Annotated in this window: 13 protein-coding genes; 1 reads left to right on the plus strand and 12 read right to left on the minus strand. The window is 57.4% G+C overall.

The genetic code is table 11. The annotated features are described in order from the left end of the window. The first annotated feature begins 414 nt into the window (after positions 1–414). Positions 415–2,637, plus strand: a complete 2,223-nt coding sequence (gene fhuE, locus ACVKSX_RS11400; protein WP_354438603.1) for a ferric-rhodotorulic acid/ferric-coprogen receptor FhuE — start codon at positions 415–417, stop codon at positions 2,635–2,637. Between the two features lie 70 nt (positions 2,638–2,707). Here fhuE and ACVKSX_RS11405 read toward each other — a convergent pair whose 3' ends face one another. The 12 genes from ACVKSX_RS11405 to ACVKSX_RS11460 all read right to left on the minus strand — a co-directional run bounded on the left by ACVKSX_RS11405 (position 2,708) and on the right by ACVKSX_RS11460 (position 17,913). Continuing rightward, positions 2,708–3,553, minus strand: a complete 846-nt coding sequence (locus ACVKSX_RS11405; RefSeq protein ID WP_354438602.1) for a VOC family protein — start codon at positions 3,551–3,553, stop codon at positions 2,708–2,710. A gap of 20 nt (positions 3,554–3,573) precedes the next feature. Next, positions 3,574–4,713: an amidohydrolase gene (locus ACVKSX_RS11410; RefSeq protein WP_187501437.1), complete on the minus strand. Its 1,140-nt coding sequence runs from the start codon at positions 4,711–4,713 to the stop codon at positions 3,574–3,576. 2 nt (positions 4,714–4,715) lie between these two features. Then, positions 4,716–5,816 (minus strand): alkylhydroperoxidase domain protein, encoded by a 1,101-nt coding sequence (locus tag ACVKSX_RS11415; RefSeq protein WP_052270711.1) that lies wholly within the window; start codon positions 5,814–5,816, stop codon positions 4,716–4,718. After that, positions 5,813–6,820, minus strand: coding sequence for a putative FMN-dependent luciferase-like monooxygenase (locus tag ACVKSX_RS11420; RefSeq protein ID WP_354438600.1), 1,008 nt, complete (start codon positions 6,818–6,820; stop codon positions 5,813–5,815). Before ACVKSX_RS11420 ends, ACVKSX_RS11415 begins: the two co-directional genes overlap by 4 nt. Further along, entirely contained in the window at positions 6,817–8,436 is a 1,620-nt protein-coding gene (locus tag ACVKSX_RS11425) for an ABC transporter ATP-binding protein (protein ID WP_354438598.1), read from the minus strand. Before ACVKSX_RS11425 ends, ACVKSX_RS11420 begins: the two co-directional genes overlap by 4 nt. Continuing rightward, positions 8,433–9,284: an ABC transporter permease gene (locus ACVKSX_RS11430; RefSeq protein WP_033768940.1), complete on the minus strand. Its 852-nt coding sequence runs from the start codon at positions 9,282–9,284 to the stop codon at positions 8,433–8,435. Before ACVKSX_RS11430 ends, ACVKSX_RS11425 begins: the two co-directional genes overlap by 4 nt. Then, the gene (locus ACVKSX_RS11435) at positions 9,281–10,222 is read right to left on the minus strand and encodes an ABC transporter permease (protein ID WP_223565937.1); all 942 of its coding nucleotides are present in this window, start codon (positions 10,220–10,222) and stop codon (positions 9,281–9,283) included. The genes ACVKSX_RS11430 and ACVKSX_RS11435 overlap by 4 nt, the downstream gene beginning before the upstream one ends. 12 nt (positions 10,223–10,234) lie before the next feature. Continuing rightward, positions 10,235–11,869 (minus strand): TIGR04028 family ABC transporter substrate-binding protein, encoded by a 1,635-nt coding sequence (locus tag ACVKSX_RS11440; protein WP_191917403.1) that lies wholly within the window; start codon positions 11,867–11,869, stop codon positions 10,235–10,237. Positions 11,870–12,216: 347 nt separating this feature from the next. After that, positions 12,217–12,642, minus strand: coding sequence for a nucleoside triphosphatase NudI (nudI, locus tag ACVKSX_RS11445; protein ID WP_022624355.1), 426 nt, complete (start codon positions 12,640–12,642; stop codon positions 12,217–12,219). Positions 12,643–12,960: 318 nt separating this feature from the next. Then, complete coding sequence (locus tag ACVKSX_RS11450) at positions 12,961–14,187, minus strand: MFS transporter (protein ID WP_354438596.1); 1,227 nt, start codon at positions 14,185–14,187, stop codon at positions 12,961–12,963. Between the two features lie 77 nt (positions 14,188–14,264). Then, positions 14,265–16,619: a GNAT family N-acetyltransferase gene (locus ACVKSX_RS11455; RefSeq protein WP_354438594.1), complete on the minus strand. Its 2,355-nt coding sequence runs from the start codon at positions 16,617–16,619 to the stop codon at positions 14,265–14,267. Between the two features lies 1 nt (position 16,620). Beyond that, positions 16,621–17,913, minus strand: a complete 1,293-nt coding sequence (locus ACVKSX_RS11460) for a lysine N(6)-hydroxylase/L-ornithine N(5)-oxygenase family protein (RefSeq protein ID WP_354438592.1) — start codon at positions 17,911–17,913, stop codon at positions 16,621–16,623. Positions 17,914–17,922: the final 9 nt, after the last annotated feature.

The raw sequence follows: 17,922 nt of genomic DNA on the forward strand, positions 1-17,922 counted from the left end.
ATAAGGTGATATAAAAATTAAGGCAGATATTGTGGCATCAGGAGTGACAACTACAGTTCAATGAACGGCCATTACAGGATTTTATCTTTATCAAAAATGATGCAGCAGCCCTGCTTCTCTGACAAGTCAGCGGGCGCGCTGACCCCATAAACGCCTCCTTGCCTTTATTACCCTCCAGCCGCCTTTCACGCGCAGACAATTTCCTGAAAAAATTCGTATTGTTTGCTAACAAAATCTTGCAATGATAATCGCAATGCGTATATTTCTCATTTGTTTTAGAAGTTCATCACACCCGCGCGCAGGCGCTCAGGGAAAGGTTTCTGGTTCCTCAAACCATAAGCAGGGCAGCGATGTCCGCAGGAAGCATGGTCGTGACAGTGGCAGCATAAAAACATAAAGATAATTGAGGAATTAATGAACGCTTTCGATCTTCAACACCCCGGGGCGACGGGCACCTCTGCTCTGCAACGTCCATTCCGCTTCTCCTTGCTGGCTGCCATCGTCGCCTCGTTTCTGGCGCATAACGCTGCTCATGCAGCAGAGACCGGCGCACCCGCTGCCAGCGATAACCAGACTATGACGGTCAGCGCGTCAGCCGATGATGCCGTAGCCGCTTCGCCCGCCACCGATTACAGCGTACCGGTTACCCGTGCGGGCACTAAAATGCTGGGCACCGTGCGTGATGTCCCGCAGTCAGTCAGCATTGTCAGTAAACAGCGTATGGCCGATCAGCAACTCCAGTCACTGAATGATGTGCTCGCAAATACCACCGGTATTCGCGGTATCAGTGGTGATATGGATCGCACCAACTACTATGCTCGCGGCTTTATGATCGACAACTACATGGTCGATGGTATCCCTACTGCCTTTGCCGCTCGCTGGAACCTGGGTGATGCGCAGACCGATATGGCAATGTATGAGCGCGTTGAAGTGGTGCGCGGAGCGACCGGTCTGTTAACCGGACCGGGTAATCCATCAGCCGCCATCAATATGGTGCGCAAACACGCCGACAGCAAAGAGTTCGGCGGCACTGTCTCCGCCAGTTACGGCAGCTGGAATAAGCAGCGTTATGTGGCCGATATCTCGGCTCCGCTCAGTGACTCCGGCAATGTTCGTGGCCGGCTGATCGCGGGATGGCAGGATAACAACAGCTTCATAGAGCGCTATGGCGCCAAAAAACAGTTCATCTATGGCGTGGTTGACGCTGACCTGACCGACTCTGCCACGCTTTCGGTCGGCTATGAATTCAGCCAGGTCAATACGGATTCCACCATGTGGGGTGGCGCACCGCGCTGGTACACAGACGGCACGCAGATACATACCCGACGCGGCTACAACACCGCACCTGACTGGGCCTACAACGATAAAGAGAACCGTAAAGTCTTTGTGAACCTGAAACAGGACTTCGACAACGGCTGGAACATCACACTGAACGGCGCGCACAACGAGATGCGCCTCGACAGTAAGCAGATCTATCTTGATGGCTATTTCGATCGTAACACCGGGGCGGGCGTCTCTTCCTATGCCAACTATCCGGTGGTAGGCGGGACTGGTTACAACACCGGTAAACGCAAAGTGGATGCCGTTGATGCCTTCGCCAGCGGTCCTTATGAACTGCTGGGTCGTCAGCATGAGCTGATGGTCGGCGTCAATTACACCCGCCAGGATAACAAGTACTTCAGTACCTTTGAGAATATCTCATCGGAGTCGCTGGGCAACTACAACGAGTTTAACGGTCAGTATCCGGAATCAGCCTGGACGCCGCGTCTGCCAGCCAGCGATACCCAACTGGTTCGCCAGAAATCGACTTATATGGCGACCCGTCTGTCGCTCGCCGATCCGCTGCACCTGATTATCGGTGCCCGTTACACCAACTGGAACCGTGAAACGCCTGGTGGTGAAATGGAAGAAAATAACACCACCCCTTACGGCGGATTGATTTATGACTTCGCTGAAAACTGGTCGGCTTACGCCAGCTATACCTCGGTGTTCCAGCCACAGGACTATCGCGATGCCAGCGGCGCTTTCCTGTCGCCCGTTATCGGCAAAAACTACGAGGCAGGCCTGAAATCTGACTGGATGGATAGTCGCTTCACCACCTCGATTTCGGTGTTCCGCACCGAGCTGAATAATGTCGGTGAAGCAACCACTCAGACGGTTCAGGGGTCAGGTGATGTCGCGTACATTGGCCGTAAAGGCGTGGTGAGTCGTGGCGTGGAGTTTGAAGTCAACGGCGCATTAACCGACAACTGGCAGATGACCCTGGGCGGCACGCGCTACATTGCGGAAAACCGCGATGGCAGCACCTTTAACCCGCAACTGCCGCAGACTAGCTTTAACCTGTTCAGCAGCTACCGCCTGCCGACGCTGCAGCAGCTGACGCTGGGTGGCGGCGTGAACTGGCAGACACATATCTGGAATGATGTCGGTGGCCCGGAAGGCAATGGCACCTGGCGTGCCCGTCAGGGCAGCTATGCGCTGGTTGATCTCTTCGCCCGTTATCAGGTGAACAAAAATTTGTCGCTGCAGGGCAACCTCAATAACCTGTTCGACAAAGAGTATGACACTAACGTGGCCAGCTCCGTAGTCTACGGCGAACCGCGTAATTTCTCAGTGACCGCCAGCTACACTTTCTGATTTGTGTCGTTGTAAAGCCTGTGAAAAACGCCTCACTTGAGGCGTTTTTCATCACCTCCTGAATCTGCACTCAGGTAAAACGCAGTGCCAGGTTAAAACCTTCTGCCGACTCCACCACAATCGCCTCGGGCTGCTCCTGAAAGGCAATTTCACCCTTCACCAGCGCGCGTTTCACCAGGGCGAGATCCTCCGTCTCAAAACCCAGCGCGACCATCCGGGCGCTGCCATCATAGTCTTCCGGCAGCGGGCCAAATCGCTGCTGCGCATAGTCTGCCGAAGCAAAACGAACCGTGGCAGCACTCGCGCGCAGGACAAAGGCGCCTTCGGGACAGGCGAGCACTTTAGCGGCCCCAAACAGGCGGCTATAGACCAGCGCTGAAAGCGCCGGATCCTGCGCGACAATCACAAACTCACTGATATTACGCACGCCATTGGGGTGACGCTGCCATGCCGGCTGCCATACCGCTTCGGGCGTCAGATGCTGGCAAAAAAAGCTGCGGCCATTGGGTACCAGCGAAGGGCGAATCCGTACGGTCCTAAAGTGCGCTTCACTCACCGAACCGTCGGGCAGGGTAACCGGACGATGAAAAGCCGCTGGCGGATCGCCATCCAGATCCTGCCGTTGCAGATGCTGAAACTCACTCTCTGCATCGCTGCTTTTCCACACCAGACCGCTCAATCCCAGCGGCGATTGCCAGAGATCGGCGCGCTGGCTCCCTTTGCCCGTCTCATAGCCCAGCAGTTCCAGGTAGTTCTCACCAAAAATAGCCAGGTGATTACTCGATCCCAGCGAGTGATGACCCCGTTCAGTGAGCTGAAAGCCGAGCCTTCGGAAGCGCGCGCTGGCGCTGTCGAGCTGGTCGGCCACGTTAATCACAGCATGATCAAGAATCGGTTGTGGAACCTGAACTGACATAGCAGCACTCCTTTTTTTCGTCATTGCGCCGCCACAATCTGCAACGCGCGCGGCACCAGCTGCGTGAAGTAGTCCACCGCCGGGCCAATCAACGCTTCATCAGGATCGAAGGCGGCGTGATGCAGACCAAATTCGCTGGCACTGCCGATGCTGACAAACGCCCCCGGCACCTGCTGCAGATAGAAGGCAAAATCTTCTCCGCCCATCTGCGGCGACTCAGCGTGCTCCGCGAGATAGCCACTCTGTTGGGCAACGTCCAGCGCAACATCCACCCAGCCTGGCGTGTTAATCAGGGCCGGCGGTCCTTCAGTCCACTCCAGTTCGGCGGTCGCACCAAACCCGGCGGCAATACCCTGAATCAGGGATCGCATGCGGTGCGGGATCTGCGCCCGGATTTCGCCGTTGTGGGTGCGTACGGTGCCCTCCAGTTCAACGCTTTGCGGCAGCACATTCCAGGTATTACCGGCGGTAAAGCGCGTCACGCTCAGCACCACCGTTTCCAGCGAGCTGAACACCCGGCTCGGCAGGGTCTGCAGAGCCGTTACGATATGGCTGGCTATTACAATCGAATCGATGCCCTCCTGCGGTCGCGCGGCATGGGCGCCTTTGCCCTCAATGCGGATAACAAAGCGGTCTACGTTGGCATAAAACGCACCTGCCCGGCTACGCAGCGTGCCCAGCGGCAGGTCGGGCGCGTTGTGCAGGCCGAATATCGCCTGAACGCCATCCAGCGCACCGGCATCAATCAGCTGACGTGCGCCATTAAAGGTCTCTTCAGCGGGCTGAAACAGAATCCGTACCCGGCCTGGCAGCGTGTCTTCCTGCTGTTTCAGCTGCAACGCCACGCCGAGCATCACGGCGCTGTGAACGTCGTGACCACAGGCGTGCATCACGCCCGGCTGCTGTGATCGCCACGGGCGTTCGGTGGTTTCTTCAATCGGTAACGCATCGATATCCGCGCGCAGGGCGATCAGAGGTTCGCCATGACCGATTTCAGCCACGACGCCGGTTTTCAGCCCCAGCGGCAACAGCCGGATCCCGGCCTGCTCCAGCCAGCGGGTAATACGTTCCGTGGTGGCAAATTCATGATTCGAAAGTTCAGGATGCTGATGCAGTTCGCGACGCCACTGCACCAGTTGGTCGGTTAAAGGCAAAGTCATGATTATCCCTGTTGTTCCGGCAGAAAAGGTTCGCCCAGCGTCAGCATCAGGCGATTAGCCCAGGCAAAAAAGGCGGTTGATTGAATCAGATCGAGCAGGGCGAGCGTATCCAGACCCTGTTCACGCAGTGCAGAGAGCTGCGACTGTGTCGGCTGGGCAGGGGTCAGCGACAGTGCTGCTGAGAATGCGATGATCGCCTGCCAGCGCGCGGCGTGTCCGTGAGATAACACCGCGCCGGGTGCAACATTCAGCAGCTTCTGTACCGCTTCATCCTGCTTTGAGAGCTGGCTGGCTTTACGCGCATGGACTGAGGCGCAGTAAATGCAGCCGTTGACCTTACTTACCACGGTGGCAGCCAGTTCGCGCTCGGCGCGTGGCAGCCCTCCTGCGGTATAAAAAATGCCTTTATCGGTCAGGGTGCGCTGCTCCAGCAACGGCAGATTGCGCGCCAGCAGGCGAAAATAGTCGGAGTCGGTGTGACCGAATTTTGCCAGTGTCGCCTGCTCTTCCTCGCTGAATTCCGTCAGCGGTTTTGCCGGCAGCCAGGGCTCCCAGCCGAGTTCCTGTTGCGTAAACGCGGTCAGGGCAGTTTTGCCGCTGGCGGTATGTAAGGCCTCGTGCCAGTGACCGGCGACTACCGGGGCAACCTCACCCGACGCCTCATCGCCCTGTAAGCTGCGCAGACCCGCCAGCAACCGGCTCTGAAAACTGACAAATGCCACCAGCTGTGCCAGTGTGACAATGCCGCGCAGGCTCCAACCCGCCTGTTTCAAAGCCTCCAGATGCGCGGGAGCAGCAGTAACCGGCTCAAAGGTCAGGCGATGGGCAAAAGCCTGTGCCGCGTTGATCCGAACACTCCCGGCCAGACTCTCCTGTGGCTGGTAGTGCGCCTGCAGGCCGGGTTGTGCATGCCAGCCGGCAACCTGAGCGGCCAGCAGACGGCGCTCCGCCAGCGGAAAATCTTCATCACCCTGGCTAAACAACAGGGTGTAGCTACCCTGAGCATGTTGTGTGGCGGCGTGACGTGTCTGGCGCGCATGGGCCAGTTCGGAATCGGGATCGATATCTGCCAGTGTGGCAATCAAATCGTCAGGTTGATTCATGAAATTCTCCTGTGAGGTTCGCCAGCGGCACGAAGCGTGGGCGCAAGATGTTGGGCAATCAGTTCAATCGAGCGCAGCGTGTCGGCATGCGAAGGCTCAACCGAATGCACCTGAAATGAGATGTCGGTGACGCGCGCCAGTGCGCTGTCCTGCGCCAGCGAGTGCTGCACCTGATCGATGCCGCCAACATGGGCATCAAACTGCGCCAGCAGGTCATCAAAGCGTTCACCGCGTAATTCGCCACGATACTGCGCAGCCTGCTGACGAATTCCCGGTTCAGCTACCTGACGGGCATAGCGGTCAGAATCGGCCACGAATGCGGTACGGGAGGCGAGGATGCGCGGCGTGGTTCCCGCAGGAAGTGCCGCAAGATAGGCATCGATCAGCGGATTCTGCAATGCATCCAGCGGCAGCTCAGACTGGCCCGCCGGGCGCGGCTGGGTGCGGGACAGCATCAGGCCATGGCCGCCCTGAGCGGCACGGATTGCGCCCTCAACCGAGAAGGTGGCGATCCACACCCGTCCGGCAAGTTGCGGCGCGGCGGGATAGAGATGATTATCAGGATGCCCCAGTGAATCCCCGCGCCAGGCGCTGAGCAGCGTATGCAGATGGTCGGCAAAAGCGGCACCGCGCTCGGCAAAGGTCAGACCAAACGGCAAAAACGAATCCGGCGTGCCACCGGAGCCCAGCCCGATCTCCAGCCGCCCATCTGCCAGCAGATCCAGTACTGCGGCATCTTCAGCCACCCGCAGCGCATTTTCCATCGGCAGGGTGATGATGGCGGTGCCGAGCCGGATGGTGCGGGTCTGCGCGGCGACATGCGCCAGGAAGAGCAGCGGCGACGGCAGACCCCCCTCATCCTGATGAAAATGGTGCTGAGCAATCCACGCATTATCAAATCCGCAGCGTTCGGCATGCTGGATCTGTTCGGTGGCCAGCTGATAGCGCTGTTTCGCCGGCACCTTATCCAGCAGTCGGGTAAAAAATCCGAGACGTCGGCTCATGCTGACTCCTTGTGGGTTAAGGGAATAAGCGGAGGAATGGCAGCCATTAATTCCCGGGTATAAGGATGCTGTGGTGCACTGAAAATCGTGACAACGTCACCTTGCTCTGCGACTTCGCCCGCTTTTAACACCGTGACGCTGTCGGCAATCTGCCGCACCGTCGCCAGGTCGTGCGTGATAAACAGATAGGTCAGACCCAGTTCGGCCTGGAGCTGCTGCAACAGGTCGAGGATTTGCGCCTGCACCGTGACGTCCAGCGCCGAGGTCGCCTCATCCAGTACCAGAATCTCCGGCTTGCAGATCAGTGCCCGGGCAAGAGCCACACGCTGCCGCTGACCGCCGGAAAGTTCGTGAGGATGACGTGACAGAAGAGAGAGCGGCAGCGCCACCCGCGTGGTCATCGCTTCTACGCGCTCACGGCGCTGACTGCGGCTCAGCCGCTCAAAATTACGCAGTGGCTCTTCGATAATTGCATACAGCGTCTGACGCGGATCGAGCGAGGCAAACGGGTTCTGATAGACAAACTGGATCTTCCGCCGCAGCTGACGCAGCGCCTCGCCGCGTAATCCGTTGACCACGATGCCATCCAGCGTCACCTCGCCGCTGTCTGCGGTTTCAAAACCCATAACGATGCGCGCCAGCGTGGTTTTGCCTGAGCCGGATTCGCCTACCAGTGCATGCGTAGTGCCGCGCGCCACCTGAAAGCTGACCTGGTTCAGCGCCTGCAAACGCTGCTGTTTGCCCAGCGAAAAGCTTTTCATCACGCCGGTTGCCCGGATGGCGGGGGCAGAAAAACGGGCGGTTGCAGATTTAACTCTGGCGGGTCGCTGTGGTGCCGCATCATTCAGTAACTGACGGGTATAAGGATGAGCAGGCGCGCTGATAACCTGTTCAGTGCGGCCCGATTCCTGAATCTCGCCGTGACGAAACACGATAATACGATCTGCGCGTTGCGCCGCCAGCGCCAGGTCGTGGGTGACAAACAGCACGGCGGTGCGGGATTCCTGCCGCAGGTTGTCCAGCAGATCGAGAATGCGCTTTTGCACCGTGACATCCAGCGCGCTGGTCGGCTCATCCGCAATAATGATCTCCGGCTGCAGGGCGAGAGCAATGGCGATCAATACCCGCTGCTTCATGCCACCCGACAGCTGATGCGGATACTGCTTAACCCGCTGTTCCGGATGGCTAAGGCCGACGCGATTCAGCAGGTCAACCACCCGCTGCTGGCGCTGCGCTGACGGTAATTTCAGGTGCAGTCGCAGGATCTCTTCCACCTGTTCGCCGACCGTTTTCACCGGATTCAGGGAATTACCGGGATCCTGCGGTACCAGACTGATGCGCGCACCGCGCAGGGTATCGAAACGCTTTTGCGACCACTGACTGATATCCACGCCGTTGAGCAGGATTTCGCCCCCTTCGCGGCGGCCATTTTCCGCCATCAGACCCATTATCGCCTGTGCGGTGGTGGTTTTACCGGAGCCGGACTCCCCGACCAGCGCCACCATCTCACCGGGCTGCAGCTCGAAGCTGACGTTATGTACCACCGGCTGCCAACGGTTGCCGCTGCGATAGCTTAGCGTGAGATTGTTGACCACGAGTAACGGCTGAGCGCTCATCGGCGTCCTCCTGAAAGTTGCTGGCTGATGCGGTTGGCTGCGAGCACCACAGCGACCACCACCACACCAGGAAAAGTGGTCAGCCACCAGGCGGTAGCCAGATAATTACGCCCTTCAGCGATTAACAGACCCCATTCCGGCACCGGCGGCGGGGTGCCGTAGCCGAGGAAACTCAGAGTCGACAGCGCCAGAATCGCCTGACCAAATTGCAGGGCGGCATAGGCGATCACCGGCGTCAGCGCATTGGGAAGAATGTGACGCCACAACACGCTGAAAAAGCGGCCGCCGCTGCCGTAAGCCGCTTCGACATACTCACTGTGACGGATGCGCACCACTTCGGCGCGTGCCAGTCGGGCGAAGCTGGCGATGGAGGCAATGCCCACTGCTAATGCGGCATTCAGGGTGCCGAAACCGAGTAAAATCAGCACGCTCAGAGAGAGCAGCAGCGCCGGAATCGCCAGCAGGACATCCACTGCGCGCATCACAATTGATTCAGTTTTGCCACCGATAGCGCCTGCCACCAGACCCAGCGCGGTACCTGCCAGCAGTCCGATCGCCACCGCCATGACGGCGGCGGAGAGCGAATGGGACGCGCCGTAAACGATGCGGGCAAAAAGATCGCGGCCGAGCTGATCGGTGCCGAGCCAGTGTCCGGCCTGCGGAGCGAGTCGCTGTGCACCCGCAATTCCTTCAATCGGGCTGGCCTGGGTAAAGAGGGCCGGGAACAGGGCTGCCAGTACGGCCAGCAGCATGACTGAAACGGCGAGCCACAGGCCCGGCGAGAACTGTAAAGTGCGCCTCTTTGCCGCCACGGGTTGCCGCGCAGCAGCGTAATCAACCAGACTCATGTTGCACCTCGTAACAGCTGTAAGCGCGGGTCAAAGAGCGGCATCAGCAGATCCACCAGCAGGTTGATCACCACAAAACCCAGCGCGGAGATCATCACCACCGCCTGCAATACCGCCACATCCTGATTGTTCACCGCCTGCTGCGTCAGCTGTCCCAGACCGCCCAGGCCAAACACCGTTTCGGTAATCAGCGCACCGGCAATCAGTTCTCCCAGCAGCAGTCCCGCCACGGTGAGCACCGGCAGCATGGCGTTGCGCAGGATGTGCCGCCACAGCACATAGTGCTCGCTGGCTCCTTTGGCGCGCGCCACCGCCACAAAAGGCCGGGTTGAAACCTCATCGATGCTGCGCAACAGAATCTGAGCCAGCGGCGCTGAGATCGGAACGGCGACCGTAATAATGGGCAGAATCAGTCCCTGCCACGGTGAGGGATTGATTACCGGGATCCAGCGCAGCTGGAATGAGAAGAGCTGAATCAGGGCTATGCCGAGCCAGAAGGTCGGCACTGAGATAAACAGCGCGGGCAGTGACTGCAGCAGATTACGCAGGCCGCGCAGGGCAGGCAGCCGCGACAGTGTCGCCAGCACGAATGCCAGCAGTGTCGCCAGCAAAAAGCCGCACAGGGCCAGTCGCAGCGTGCCAGGCAGATTGCTGGTCAGCAGTTCACTGACCGGCACGCCCGCCTGCACCGAATAGCCGAAGTCGCCGTGCAGTATCGCCACCAGCGTGTGCAGATATTGCTGCCACAGCGGGCTGTCCGCGCCATAGGCCTGACGCATCTCAGCAATCTGCTGCGGACTCAGGCCGAGATCCGGATTCTGAAACTTGATCAGGACCGCATCGCCTGGCAGCACCTGTAGCAGCACAAACGACAGGGTAAACGCGGCCCACAGGACCAATACACCCAGGCCAGCACGTTGCAGCAGATAATGACGCATCCTCACCTCCGGTTACTGTTTTTCCAGCCAGGCGCCATAGAGTGCCGGACGGCCTACCGCTTCAAAACTGACCCCTTTCAGCCAGGGCGCACCGGCATAGACCTGCGGCTCTTCGAAGATCGGAATCACATAGGCCTGGTCCAGCAGATAACGCTGAACGTCACCGGTCAGCTGTAAACGTTTTGCCGGGTCAACTTCAGCGGAGATGGCGACCAGAAGCTGGTTCAGCTTGTCATCGCGGAAGTTTTTCACTTTATCGCTGGAGCCGCCTTTCTGCAGCAGGTTGTCGCGGTTAGCCGGGTAGAAGCTGCTTTTGATCACGTCGGGATCGGCGCGGCCGACTTCGGTGACGTTCAACGGGGTCTTAAGGGGGTCGAGATTATCCAGCGTTTTGCTGCCGGCATCGCCCGCTTTAACGCTGAGGGCGACGCCCGCCTGGCGCCACTGCTGCGCCACCAGTTGCAGCACCTCTTTGTTTTGCGGCTGCGGCAGTGATTCATAGACGGTTAGCGCCAGTCGCTGGCCAGCTTTTTCACGGATGCCATCGGCACCCGGTTGCCAGCCCGCCTGGTCCAGCAATGCCTTCGCTTTTGCCAGATCAAAAGTGAGTTTGTCCGCCAGATTGACGTAGCCGGCGGCGGTGGTCGCCACGACCGAGGTTGCCTGCGGATAGTTCGGCGAGAAGAGCGTCTCAACCACCTGTTTGGCATTGGTGGCGTGCAGCAGCGCCTGACGCACCCGGATATCGCTGACCAGCGGATTATCCGGACGGAAGCTGAGGCTGTCGTTTACGCCACGGGTCGGCGCGGCATAAACCGGGACGTTCTGATCTTTAGCCTGCTTCTCGTCGTAGGCCTGCACCTGACGGATCAGGCCTGCCTGGCCCGCCAGCAGTGCACCGATGCGCACGCTGTCTTCCGGCGTCACGATCACTTTTATCGCATCCAGATTGGCCGGACCTTGCTGCTGAATGTTTTTCGGTCCCCACTGATAATCTTTACGCGCTACCAGATCCACCTCCCGACCGAGCTTCTCATCACTAACTACAAACGGGCCGGAGCCGATAATGTGACGGGCATCGCCCAGCTGATCGAAACTTCGCGCCAGGGTACTCAGTGAGACCAGGCCAGAGCCAATGGTGGCGGTGCCCTGCAAAAATCCGGGTGAGGGCTTTTTAAAATAGAATTTCACCGTCAGCGGGTCGATCACCTCGCTGCGTTCATAGTTATTAATCACTTCCGATACCGGCAGGCGCAGCGCTTTATTTCCCAGCCCGTAGGTATCAAAGTTTTTCGCCACCGCGTTCGCATCTAATGGTGTGCCATCGGAAAAAGTCACGCCAGGCCGTAATTTAAAGGTGTATTCGGTTTTGTCGGCGTTGGTAGTCCAGCTTTCTGCAATCCAGGGTTCAACCTGCAGCGTTTCGGGATTCTGCCAGGTTAATTTATCGGTAATCTGATTGAGAATGCCGCCATTAGGGTAAAAGCCGCCGGCAGGCGGATAGAGGTTGGTATGTGCCTGCTGTTCAAGATAAATCAGCGTACCGCCTTTGACCGGTGCAGCCACCGCGTTAAAGGTCAGCGTCCCGGCAAGTAAAGTAAAAACCAGCGTTTGTGCGCGTGGTTTAAGGGGAAATAACGTCTTCATGGTGAATTCCTTTGTTATCAATTGCCTCAGCAGGCGGAATCATCATCGAATGACGCAACACACAGATAAAGTAACGATTTGGTCAAAGCTTATCTGAAAAAAATAAATGCGGGATTGGGTGGTTGATATTAGTCTGAATGGGATGACCTAAGATAAACGTTCAAAGTGTAAATCGGCATCCATTGCCAGAGCAGGGAGCCCATGAATAGAGTGTAAGATGAGGCAGTGTTGAAACACTGGACATGCCAGAAAACGCTGAAGTTTTCCGTTGCATAAGCACTGCCCCGTTTAGCTAAAATCGTACTTAAGTTATCGATAGACTTTTAAGGAGATCCTGCAATGCATATTCAGATAAGTCCTTTTTGGCTAAACGTAATCCGGGTGGCTTCATTCAGATCAATGTTTTTTAAAGCCTCAGGTTCTACCCAGATAATCTCCTGAAACTCTTCATTGAAGGTTATTGTTCGGTTTGCGCTCAGACAATCAAAGATAAGATAGATCATATAAATTTCTTCAGTCATTCCATCAGAATAGGTTTTGATTCTGACATCATCCCGAAACGTCCAGGGTGTGATATTTGTTATCTTGAGCGCCTCGCCTAATTCTTCCCTGATTTCCCGCTTTAATGCTTCTTCGATTGTTTCACCTGGCTCCATTCCGCCGCCTGGCAAAGCCCACTGTCCAGGAAAAACACCCCTGTCAGATGCCATTTTACATAGCAAATATTTACCCTCATTTTGAATGACCGGGCACACAATGACTCTCTGTCGCATTACTTCTCCTTATTGATGTTAAAAATTCCAGATCTGAAATGGGCGGTTCAGAAGGCCGATAGTTGTTTTGTCATTTTTCTGGTCATACTTACCGCTCAACAGCTTAGCGAGACAATGCTTCTGACACCGATGTCACAAAAGTGGCATTCCTGTTATAAAAACCAGGAAGCACTCTTAAGAATCCTCAAATCAGAAAGATTATAACCATGGGCATTGTAAGGGTATGGTGCGGCGATCACGCTTTAATGATGCCGTAATCGGATTCTTTATGGTTAGCAGTGCGGGCAAGTACTATATCGCACTGCTAAATATATTCGATTATTCCGTGCACAATTTCCGCTGGTCTGCTCGTAGAAAAGCGCTGACCAGAACCAGCCACAGCAGACCGCAGATCAGGTTCACCACACTGAAGCCGCCGGTGCCGTAACTAAAATAGGCGGTTTTGGCTGCTTCAATGCCCAGCGCAATAATCAGAATACTCACCATGCCGAGCATCGCTGCCACGCTGCCTTTTCCGGCGCTGCTGGAAAAAAGCGTCATGCGATAAAGTCCGGCACTGACCAGCCCGGCACCGAAGCCGTAGAGGCTAATTCCGGCAGTCAGCCACAGATAGCTTTGCGGATTTAGCACGGTAGCGGTTACTGCGATTGCCAGCCCGCAGACCACCGGCCAGGCACCGAGCCGTAACGGCTGTTCAATGGGCAGACGGCTGGATAAGCGTCCCAGCGTCAGGTTGCCCGCAATCATGGCGGCGAAGACCGGCAGCTGTAATAACGCATAGTCGATGCGGCTGAGTCCCGCATCGTGAATTAAAATCACCGGCGACAATGCGACCCATGCGATGCAGGGCACAGTGACCAGTCCGATGGCCAGCGAGCCACGCATCACCTGACGATCCTTCAGCAATGCCGCGTAACCGCTGATAATCGATCGCAGCGACAGCGGTTTCTGCCGGTCGCCTGCGGTTTCGGGCATCGCATACCACAGACCCGCCAGCGCCAGCGCCGCGACAGCGCCAATCAGCCAGAACAGGGTGCGCCATTCACCTACGGTAAGAAAAGCCGCGCCCGCCAGCGGACCGGCCAGCGGGGCCAGCAGGGCGACGTTGGCCATCAGCGCCATCATTTTGATGCTGAGCGATTCCGTAAACGCCTCCTGCACCGCCGCGTAGCCTACCGCGCCAATAAAACAGAGGCTGACGCCCTGCAGAAAACGCAGCAGGACGAACTGCTCAATGCTTTGCACCCAGTGCGTCGCCACACACGAGAGCATAAAAAAGGCCACGCCGCTAAGTAGCACTGGACGCCGCCCGATACGGTCAGAGAGGGGGCCAAGCAGCCATTGCAGCATAATGCCACCGGCCAGATAGGCGGTGAGCGAAGTAGAGACCCACTCCGGCCCGACCTTAAATTCCTGAGTCACCAGCAGCATGCCGGGCTGGATCATGTCGTGAGCGATATAGGTGGCGAACTCAAACAACACCAGCGACAGCGGAAAAATCAGATGTCGTCGGGTCAGTTGCGCGATCGGTTCGAAAGAAACCATTACAAATACCTGCGATAAAGCCATTAAAAAAGCGGCCACCAGGGTGACCGCATAATTTCAGCGTGACGGTGTAACGCTTATCGCCAGCGGGCGATCGGGTTATTCAGCGTTCCGGCGAACTTGAGGTTCTCAGCGGGATCGGCGAGGTTTATCATCTGCTGGTTATTCGCCAGCTGCAGGCGGTTCAGACAGGAGCGGGTAAACTCCGGCGCGAACATGTCATAGCGCGCGAACTTAGTGGCATGCTCCGGGTGCGCCTGCTGGTAATCCTTCACGCACTGCGCCACCGCCTGCCAGAACTCTTCCTCCGGCAGCGTTCCTGACTGATGCAGAATCGCGCTGATAAAGCGGAAGATGCAGTCAAACACATCGGTGAAGATCGAGAGCAGCTTCAGGTTCTCCGGCACATCCACCGCCAGACGCTGCACGCCTTCCGGCAGCACCGCATCCGGATTCATCACGGCGATCTCTTCGCCGATATCCTTCATGTATGCACTGACCGGCACGTTGTTCTCCAGCAGCATGATGAGGTTTTCACCGTGCGGCATAAACACCAGGTCATGCTGATAGAAGCAGTGCAGCAGCGGGCTGAGATAGCAGGTCAGGTAGCGTTCTATCCACTGCTTCGCGGGCAAACCAGAATCCGCTATCAGCGCTGGCAGCAGTGCCTGCTGATGGTGATCGACGTGCAGGAAAGAGGCCATGGTCATCAGACGCTGGCCGGGTTGCAGGCTGGCCGCAGGATTATCCCGCCACAGCGCTGCGAACATCTTTTTATAGGCGGAGTCGCCTTTGATCGCCTGCTCATAGTAGCGGTTGTGATAGCCGACCGCCGCGACTTCGCGCAGGATGCGGAAATCACAGCGATTCAGCCACGCATCGCCAGCAACCAGTTGTTCCAGCCAGCCGTTTATCGCGGGCGTTGTCGCCATATAGTAGGGCGACAGTCCGCGCATAAAGCCCATGTTCAGCACCGACAGGGCGGTTTTCACGTAGCGCTTCGTGGGCTGGCTGCGGTTAAAGAAGGTGCGGATCGACTGCTGCGCCTGGTAAGCATCGTCTCCGGTGCCGAGATAAACAATATCGTGACTGGCGATGTCCGCCGCAAACACGGTCAGCAGCTTGTTCTGCCACTGCCACGGATGCACCGGCATCAGGATATACTCCTCAACCGCCAGCCCTTTATTCACCAGCTGCGCAGTAAACTGCTCCAGGGTGGTGTCGCCCAGTTCATCACGCATCAACTGCTCATAGCTCAGCTCGCTGAGGCTGGAGAAATGGGCGTTGCGGCGATGAACCGCGACCCAGATGAGGTGAACGGGCGCGGCGGCCTCGGGCGCATACGCCAGATAATCATGGGCATCGAAGCCAATACGCCCGTTGTTGGCAACAAAGCAGGGATGGCCTTCGGTCATCGCCGCTTCCACCGTCTGGAAATCGGCTGAGACCAGCGCCTGGCTGTCAGGATTATTCTTCTGCAGCTTATAAACGCTGCTGCACAGCGTGCTGCTGATCTCTTCCATGTAGGTCGCCAGCAGCGCCTGTGTAATACCGATCTCCCCGTTAAACTCCACGATAAACTTCAGCGCATCCAGCGGCAGATCACGACCGTTCTCCTGCTTGCGCAGTGAGCCGGCATCGATTTCCCAGTGATCCAGCGCCAGCCGCGACGCCCGGAAATGGTAGCTCGCTTCACCGCCTGGCACCGCAAGCTGATAGCTGCCGTCGCCCGACTCCTGTGGCGTAATGATTTTCTCATGCGCGAACTCGGCAATCGCTTTACGGATCAGCATGCGGTTTGCCTGCGCCCAGTGGTCGCCCGTCAGATGTGTACCGTTCATCAGCGAAGAGGGGGTGTTCATAGTCTGCGACTCCTGCAGTAACGCGTGTTGATAATCTTCCCGCTGGCAAAAGGCCAGCCAGGCGGTTTTATGACCCATGTCGATGGTGTGCTGATAGCGGAACCCGGCACGCTTATTCAGCACGTGAATCTTCTCATTGCGCACATCTGGCTCTACCACCACGCGGCGCACCTCGGGGCGGCTGAACATGTAGTCCATCACCAGCGTGAAGACCTGCCAGCTGAAGGCTCTGATCGGCTGGCTGGCGGGGGCAATCAGAATATGCATGCCGTAATCATCGGGTGCGGCAGGATAAAATTTGCCGACCTCATCGTCGCTGGCGCGATAGCACTCAATCAGGCAGACCGGCTGGTCGTTGCAGCAACCAATCAGCGCAGCATGGGGATCGGCTGCAGTCAGCGTCTGATAGAACTCAGCGACCTGATTCAGGCTCTGCTGCTGCATGCCCCAGAAGCGGGCGTAATCGCGGGTGACCCAGCTATGAATCAGCGGCGCATCGCTGGCGAGCATGGGCCTCAGGGTGAACTGGCCTGCGGGGCGGGCGGCGCTGAACAGTGTTTGTGAACTCATCTCAGTGCTCCGATTTAGCCGGGAAGGTCTGGAAGGCAATCTGACGCTCGATCGGGTAGACCTCGCGTCCGGTCAGTTCGCGCAGCAGCACCGAGTTGCGGTAGCAGGCCATGCCGAGATCCGGCGTAACAAAGCCATGGGTGTGCAGTTCGGCGTTCTGCACGAAGATCTGATTGTGATAATCGATGCTGTAGTTGCGCTGCACGTCGTAGCGGCCTTTGTCATCCCAGCGCAGGCGGGCGTTGATGCCCTCTAAAAACATCGGTGGCTGGTAGTGATAGCCGGTCGCCATCACCAGTCCTTCGGTGCGACGGGTGAAGGTGCAATCCTGCTCCTCCTGATGCAGCGTCAGCTCGAACTCTCCCTGTGGCCGCCAGCGCATAGCGGTCAGCGCCGAGTGAGTAAACAGGTTAACGTTCAGATCGCCGTCGAGCTGTTTGACATACATCAGGTCATAAATGTCGTTAATCAGGCTGCTGTTGATGCCTTTGTAGAGATTCTTGTGGCGCGCATTCAGTTCGTCCCGGGTGCTGGCGGGCAGCGCGTGGAAATAGTCGACCCACTCCGGCGAGGTCATCTCCAGCGTGAGCTTGGTGTACTCCAACGGATAGAAGCGCGGCGCGCGGGTGATCCAGTTGAGCTGATAGCCAAAGCGGTCGATATCGGTCAGCAGGTCGTAGTAGATTTCTGCCGCGCTCTGGCCGCTGCCCAGCACGGTGATGGAACGCTTCTGCTGCAGTTCCGCTTTGTTGACCAGATAGTGGCTTGAGTGCGTCAGGCGCTGGCGGTGCGGCTGGCTGCACTCCGGCATCCAGGCTTTAGGCCCGGTGCCGAGGATCAGATGTCGTGCCAGATAGTTCTGTTTCTGACCATTCCGGGTGTCGGTCACCTGGAGTTGATAGACGCCAGCCGCCTCATCGTAGCTGACATACTCAACGTGGCTGTTCCAGCGCAGATTAGAGAGCCGTGAACTGGCCCACTGGCAGTACTGATTATACTCTTTGCGCATCAGGAAGAAGTCTTCACGGATATAAAAAGAGTATAATTTCCCCTTTCCCTTCATGTAGTTAAGCAGGCTGTAAGGGCTGGTCGGATCGGCGAGTGTCACCAGATCGGCCATAAACGGCGTCTGCAGATGGGCATTTTCCAGCATCATGCCGGTGTGCCAGTCAAAGCCCGGGTTCTCATCCAGGAAAAGACCGTTCAGTCCCTCAACCGGCTCACTCAGACAGGCCAGACTCAGGTTGAAAGGGCCGATACCGATACCAATAAAATCGTAAACGGAATTATTCATTTCAGAGCT

The organism is Pantoea sp. PvP021, assembly GCF_054056055.1.